The organism is Ruegeria sp. O4 (assembly GCF_056535125.1).
The window spans coordinates 61449-68112 of record NZ_JBQERO010000021.1 but is presented as its reverse complement, the minus strand read 5'-3'; the positions used below and the strand labels follow the sequence as shown (position 1 = coordinate 68112).

Here is a 6664-nt window from a genome sequence, read left to right as displayed (position 1 = left end):
AAATTCGTCCGTCCGTTTCAGTCCCATAGTTCGTCTCCTTTGCTGCAATAAATGCTATCAAAGGAGCGGCAGCAAACCGCGACACGTCCACTGCGGGTTGGCACTCACAGTAAGTGATCCTTGAGCCCTCCTTACCAGCGCGGATCGGATCAGACCCGCAGCGGCTCTATTCAAGTCGTAGTTCCTCTCGCCAGGGCATGGGATGCCAATCAATGCCCGACACGTGCCATTTCTTTTGAAACGCTGGTTCGAGTCGCAATTGAACAGGCGCAGTTCGGGATAAGAACTGCGCCTGTCCATGGTCAAACCCTAAAACCGCGCGTTTAAGCGGCGACCCACATCTTCAACGGTGCGCGGAAATCCATCAGGTCAAAGCCCTTGTGATCGTCAACCCAACCGCTGATCCGATCTGAAGTCGCACCGACAAAGTCGTTGAACATCGGACAGATCAGACCACCATCATCACGGATCAACGCTGAGGCTTCTGCGTACATTTCCTTGCGCTTCGCATCATCGAGTTCGGCGCGCGCTGCGATGACGATTTGATCGAAACGCTCGTTGAAGAACCGGGTGTCGTTCCAATCCGCTGTGGACAAATATGCTGTGGACAGCATTTGGTCCTGAACCGGACGGCCACCCCAGTAACTGGTGCAGAAAGGTTGCTTGTTCCAAACTTCAGACCAGTAGCCGTCATTGGGCTCGCGCTTCACGTCCAGCGTTATGCCCGCGGCAGCTGCGGACTGCTGGAACAACGCGGCCGCATCCAATGCGCCGGGGAACGAGTTCTCGGACGACCGAAGCGTGACCGGCCCGCTATGACCCGATTTCTTGAAGTGGAACGCCGCCTTGTCCGCGTCGTATTCGCGCTGTTCGAACTCAGTTGCGAGGGGATAAGAGCTGTTGATGGGTGTGTCATTGCCCACAGAGCCGTAGCCGAAGAGGATCTTGTCCACCATTTCCTGACGATTGATGGCGTATTTCAAGGCCATACGCAGATCATGGTTGTCGAACGGCGCGGTATTGACGTGCATGATAAACACGTAATGACCTGCGCCGGACGTAGAGCGCACCGTGATACCGGGCGCGCGGTCAACAAGACGTGCAGTACGGGGCGGCACACGGTCAATCATATCGACCTGACCAGATTGCAGCGCCGCGACTCGTGCGGTGTTGTCGTTGATGACAATCACTTCGATCGTGCCTGCATGACCAATCGTGTCATCCCAATGGTTGGGGTTGTGTTCAGCCACGAAACGCACACCCATATCGGCGGCTTTCAAAACATAAGGACCGGTGCCAATTGCAGCAGCTGGGTCCTCTTTTCCGCCACCAGGCTGAATGACGAGGTGATAATCCGAAAGCAGATATGGAAGGTCGGCATTGGGCGCTTCCAGCTCGACGATGAACAGGTCGCCATCCGTTCGCATATTTGCGATACCACGCAACAAGCCCAACGCCCCGGATTTGGTCTCTTCGTTCGAGTGCCGGTCGATGGTCTGTAGAACATCCTCGGCAGTGACGGGCTGACCGTTTGAGAAGGTGATGCCGTCTCGTATCTTGAACGTCCACGTTTTTGCGTCGGCAGAAGCCTCAAAGCTTTCTGCGACCTTGGGCTCAAGGCCGCCATCAGGTGCAAGCGTCAAGAGCGTCTCACCCCAAAGGCGGGCGACCATATTAGCGGTTGAGTTTGCGGCGGTCGCAGGATCAAGGCTGTCAGTTGTGCCGCCGCCCTGGATGCCAACGCGAATGGTGCCACCTTTTTGTGGACCAGCGGCTTTGACCGCTGACGACATCGCCAGATTGGCTGTTGCAGCAGCCAGCCCCAAGGCGGACGCCTTCCCAAGAAATTCACGGCGGGGCATTTTGCCAAGCGCTGCCTGTTTTGCCAGATATTTGATATGTTCGTTCATGGTGACTTCCCCGTTGTCGTTTGAGAGCTCAGATTTGATTAGTAGGTTGCAAGTGACACTCCGCCTGCATCCGCAGCTGGCGGAAAGTGTCGTGACAATTTTTCAATGATCTCGTCACGCGTGCTGCGGTATTCTTCTTTGAAGAAGAGATTGACGTGTTCACCCGGATCGTTGCGAAGATCGAACATCTCTCCCCAGTCTGCGTTTTGAGGATAGATTGTGACACGCCATTCGTCTGTCATTACCGTCTGGTTGTAAGTGTCCATGCGCGTACGTGGGTGATATTCGGCAAAAAACTCGCGACGCCCCGGGCCATCTGCCTGCGTCATCAGGTGAGCGAAAGAGACCCCTTCGGTCGGCTGATGCTCCAGCTCCAAAAAATCCTGCAACGTCGCGCGCAGATCCAGATGACTTGTTGTCCCGTGACGTTCGCCAAGCTCGATCCCCGGACCTGCAGCGATCAGCGGTACGTGCAAAAGCGATCTGTAGGGGCTGGGGCCTTTTCGGATAAGCCCGTGATCACCCAACAACTCGCCATGATCCGAGGTGAAAATGACAATGGTGTCTTCAAGGAGACCTTGATGCTCCGCCTGTGCCATGATCCGGCCGACGCAAGCGTCAATCATCGAAATCATTCCATTGGTATACGCGATCGCACGGCGAATTGAATCGTCCGAGAAGCTCGATGTTGTCTGCAAAAAACCCTGTTCTCGCGGTGGTCCCGGATCGCGCAGGAAGTCCACATAGCTTTTACCTTTTTCCTCATCATCGCCGTCGCGCAGGAAAGACGGCATCGCTGACAGCTCATCAGGCACATATGAGGGCATTGGCATGTCCGCCGGATCGTACATGTCGCACCATGGCGCAGGGGGGGAAAAAGGATGGTGCGGATCGGGAAAGGAAACAAACAGAAAGAACGGGTCTGACCCGTCATTTTCGGTCAGGAACTCGCAGGCCCGATCTGTGATCCAAGAGTTGTAATGCAAGTCGAAAGGGATGGCCGATTTCCAAACTTCGTCAATATCCCCACATTGCGGTTCAAGCGCGTTTTCCGGGAGATAGAGCTCGGCCGCTCCCGGCGCGACAGATTCCAGCCAACGGGCATAATGCCCACCCTTTGTGGCACTAACGGATTCTCCAATCAGAATGTCGACCGCGTCGAACCCGTAAAAGGGGCCGCACCATCCCTCACTTTCCGGTAAGTCCCAAAAGGCGTTTGAATCCGGCATAAGATGCTCTGGCCCGGCCAGAATAGGTTGGAAGTGGAATTTCCCAACCCCATGGGTCTTGTACCCCATGGCCTGAAAGTCATGGGTGATCAGTTTCAGATCCTCAGGCAGGGCAACCCCGTTGCGCGTCAGGCCGTGCGACCTTGCATACTGACCGCTGAACAAAGTGGACCGGCTTGGAGAGCAGATCTGGTGCGGTGTGAAATGCTTGGTAAAGACGGCGCCCCGCTGGGCCAGTGCGTCTATATTCGGTGTCCTGACATGCTTGTTTCCGGTGCAGCCCAGACTGTTCGCGCGTTGCTGGTCCGTCATAATCAAAATGACATTTTTCTTCATTCTTGGCGCTGCCCTCCGAAACAACGGGACAGTACCACAGCGCTTACATTTGAAATAATACTATCTGTTTCGACTGATATTTGTTAATCGAATACCTATGTTCACCCATAACCAACTCAACGTCTTCTCTGCGATCATGCAAACCGGGTCGGTTTCCGCTGCTGGTCGCAGGTTGAATCTGTCACAACCCAGCGTCAGCCGGCTTTTGTCGGATCTGGAGCGGGAGTTTGGCGTTCCTTTGTTTCGTCGCCGAAGTAAGGGTGTGACACCGCTCCCCGAAGCGGAAGAATTCTATCAAGAGGTTAAACGCAATTTTTCGGCCCTTGCGAACTTGAACGAGATCGCCTCTCAGATCGCTCGGAAGGATCGCGGGTCCTTGTCAATTGCCACAATAACCGCCGCCTCATTAGACCTCGTGCCTCAGGCCCTGAGACGGCTGAACATAGCGGAAAAGAACATCCGGATCGATTGGCGGGTACGATCTTCAAACTGGATACTGGACTATGCCCGTTTCGGCGCGATGAGAACAGGCTTCGCCTATGTTTCGCGCTCTCTGAAGCAAATGAACGTCCTGTTTGAGGGAAGCTTACCACATATTTGTTTTGTTCCCGAAGGTCACCCTTTAGCCGCAGGTCAGGGGGCGCTGACACTGGAACAGATGGCGCCCTATCAGATCATCGGGCTGCGCAACGAAGTTGAGAGTGCTTTGTCGCTAAGTGACTTGCTAGAGGGTGAGCGCCCACCGGTGACTGTCGAAACATCTTTAGCTGCACTTACTCTTAGCAAATCCTGCGGTGGGTTGCCTCTCGTGGATGCTTTTACGGTTTTTCATTGGTTGCAAGGGAACAAAGGACGGCCGCGGATCGTAGAGGGCCTTCCTCTCTATCGGTTTGCGGTCGTTGAACCAATTGGCATCAACGCTTCACAGATAGACAGGGATTTTCAGGATTGCCTGATCCAAGAGATCGAACGCGTTGTTTTGTGGACCAAACAACTCGGCTAAAAAACAAAGCGTTCATTGACGTTCAGACTTCTACGGATACACCGGCATTGCGGGACTGTTGCATGCGTTGATGGGTCCCGCTTTTGCCACCGACCAGGATATGCCTCTCGTCCACGCGCCAATCGACACTGGCACGCCGCACGTGTTTCTGGGTCCGCGTTGTGTGCTCCGGCGCAAACTTGGGGCAACGAAGACCAAAATCCAAGGCACTTGCGCGTAGACAGAGGTTAAAACAAGCAAACACCCTTAAGGGTGAGAATGATTGGACGCTCAAAAAGGCAGCACGCTTCTATGAGTGGCCAACCATAGTCCGAATGACTTCAAGCCAGTTGCGCCCCTTCACAAAACCACCGCGCGGACCGGATCACAAAGCAATACCCGGCCCGCAACATGCGGATTGGCCGTTCAGCCTTCGATAAAGGAGGAGTCTTTCAACAAAATGGGCTCAAAGCAGCCCTTCTTCCCGCAACAATTCCAGCATATCCGCCTCGGGTCTTGGGCCGATATGGCTGATGACCTCGCGGGCGCAGACGTTGCCGATCCTGGCGCAGGTCTCGTAATCGCGCCCTGTGGCCATTCCATACAGGAACCCCGCGGCGAACTGGTCACCGGCACCGGTTGCGTCTACCGGCACGATCCTCTTGACCGGCACGTCGATGCGCGCGCCTCCGTTCAGGACGGTCACGCCATCACCCGAGCGCGTGCAAACCACCAGCGGGCAAATCTCGGCGGTCTTGATCAGCGCCTCTTCCAGATCGTCGGTTTCAAACAGCGATTTGATTTCAGCCTCGTTGCCGATGACGAAATCCAGCTCATTCTCGATCAACAGCAGGAAATCAACCCGGTGCCGTTCCACGCAAAACGGGTCGGAAATGGCGATCCCGGTCTTGCCGCCGCCCTTGTGGCAGGCGCGCGCGGCCTCAAGAAACGCGGCCTTTCCCTTTTCCTTGTCGAACAGATAGCCCTCAAGGAACATGATCTGGCTGCTTCCGGCGACCTCATCGGGCACGTCATGCGACGACAGTTCCGAGGAGATGCCCAGATAGGTGTTCATCGACCGCTCGCCATCGGGCGAGACAAAGATCATCGAGCGCGAGGTCGGCAATTCCCCGCCCGGAACCGGCGGGTTGACGAAATCGACGCCATCTTCGTTCATCGCATCCGCATAGAACCGGCCCAGCGCATCGTCATGCACCCGCCCGATAAAGGCAGCATCCAGCCCCAACGCACCTGCGCCCGCAATCGTGTTGGCAACAGACCCGCCCGGTGTCTGTACCCGACCCTCCATCGAGGCATACAGCAGCTCACCGCGCTCTTGCTCGATCAGCTGCATGATGCCTTTTTCAATGCCCATCAGTTCCAGGAAACTGTCATCGGCCTGCGAGATCACGTCCACAACGGCATTTCCGATACCGGTCAGCTGGTAGGTTTTCATAATGTCTTGTCCTCGAATTGACAGAGATCACGGATGATGCAGGTCGGGCATTGCGGCTTACGCGCCTTGCAATGGTACCGGCCATGCAGGATCAGCCAGTGATGCGCATGGAGTTGAAAATCGGCGGGGATATTGTCTTCGATGGCGCGCTCGACCGCGTCTACGTCCTTGCCGGGGCAGATGCCGGTGCGATTGCCGACGCGAAAGATATGCGTGTCCACAGCCTGCGCTGGCTGCCGCCACCACATGTTCAGCACAACGTTGGCGGTCTTGCGTCCGACACCCGGCAGCGATTGCAGCGCTGCGCGGGAATTTGGGACTTCACCGCCATAGTCTTCGACCAGAATACGGCTCAGCTTGATGACGTTCTTGGCCTTCTGGCGGAACAGGCCGATGGTCTTGATATGCTCGATCAGGCCCTCCTCGCCCAGATCCAGCATCTTTTGCGGCGTATCGGCGATCTTGAACAATTCGCGCGTGGCCTTGTTGACCCCCGCATCGGTTGCCTGCGCCGACAGCGCCACGGCCACGACCAGCGTGTAGACATTCACATGCTCAAGCTCACCCTTGGGTTCGGGGTCGGCCTCCTGAAAGCGCGTAAAGATCTCGCGGATCGTATGATAGTCGAGTTGCTTTGCCATCCGGGCCTTAATGCCGCCCGAGGGGCCGCGACACAAGCCCAAAGCCAATGCGCAAGTTCCGGGTCGCGGCAGCGTGTCGCGCGCGCTATGGTTTGTGCCAGACAATGAGG

The 6664-nt window shown here is 56.0% G+C and carries 5 protein-coding genes and 1 pseudogene; 1 reads left to right on the top strand and 5 read right to left on the bottom strand.

Translation table 11 applies throughout. The features are described from left to right. Positions 1-323: 323 nt before the first annotated feature. Together ACR0J7_RS17825 and ACR0J7_RS17820 are read right to left on the bottom strand one after the other, a co-directional pair. Complete coding sequence (locus ACR0J7_RS17825; protein ID WP_480482795.1) at positions 324-1910, bottom strand: ABC transporter substrate-binding protein; 1587 nt, start codon at positions 1908-1910, stop codon at positions 324-326. Positions 1911-1948: 38 nt separating this feature from the next. Then, entirely contained in the window at positions 1949-3475 is a 1527-nt protein-coding gene (locus ACR0J7_RS17820; RefSeq protein ID WP_480900796.1) for a sulfatase family protein, read from the bottom strand. A 97-nt stretch (positions 3476-3572) separates the two neighbouring features. Here ACR0J7_RS17820 and ACR0J7_RS17815 point away from each other — a divergent pair, with 97 nt between their 5' ends. Continuing rightward, the gene (locus ACR0J7_RS17815) at positions 3573-4478 is read left to right on the top strand and encodes a LysR family transcriptional regulator (protein WP_480900794.1); all 906 of its coding nucleotides are present in this window, start codon (positions 3573-3575) and stop codon (positions 4476-4478) included. An 82-nt stretch (positions 4479-4560) separates the two neighbouring features. Here ACR0J7_RS17815 and ACR0J7_RS17810 read toward each other — a convergent pair. The 3 genes and pseudogenes from ACR0J7_RS17810 to nth all read right to left on the bottom strand — a co-directional run. Next, positions 4561-4659, bottom strand: a pseudogene (locus ACR0J7_RS17810) (IS6 family transposase); the annotation flags it as partial. A gap of 264 nt (positions 4660-4923) precedes the next feature. Beyond that, entirely contained in the window at positions 4924-5913 is a 990-nt protein-coding gene (locus tag ACR0J7_RS17805) for an adenosine kinase (protein WP_480482801.1), read from the bottom strand. Further along, positions 5910-6554, bottom strand: coding sequence for an endonuclease III (gene nth, locus ACR0J7_RS17800; RefSeq protein ID WP_209505105.1), 645 nt, complete (start codon positions 6552-6554; stop codon positions 5910-5912). The genes ACR0J7_RS17805 and nth overlap by 4 nt, the downstream gene beginning before the upstream one ends. Positions 6555-6664 lie beyond the last annotated feature (110 nt).

What these genes read in the sequence shown, in the direction of transcription:
- ACR0J7_RS17825 (WP_480482795.1), bottom strand. Translation starts at nt 1,910, where the DNA reads ATGAACGAACATATCAAATATCTGGCAAAACAGGCAGCGCTTGGCAAA.
- ACR0J7_RS17820 (WP_480900796.1), bottom strand. Translation starts at nt 3,475, where the DNA reads ATGAAGAAAAATGTCATTTTGATTATGACGGACCAGCAACGCGCGAAC.
- ACR0J7_RS17815 (WP_480900794.1), top strand. Translation starts at nt 3,573, where the DNA reads ATGTTCACCCATAACCAACTCAACGTCTTCTCTGCGATCATGCAAACC.
- ACR0J7_RS17805 (WP_480482801.1), bottom strand. Translation starts at nt 5,913, where the DNA reads ATGAAAACCTACCAGCTGACCGGTATCGGAAATGCCGTTGTGGACGTG.
- nth (WP_209505105.1), bottom strand. Translation starts at nt 6,554, where the DNA reads ATGGCAAAGCAACTCGACTATCATACGATCCGCGAGATCTTTACGCGC.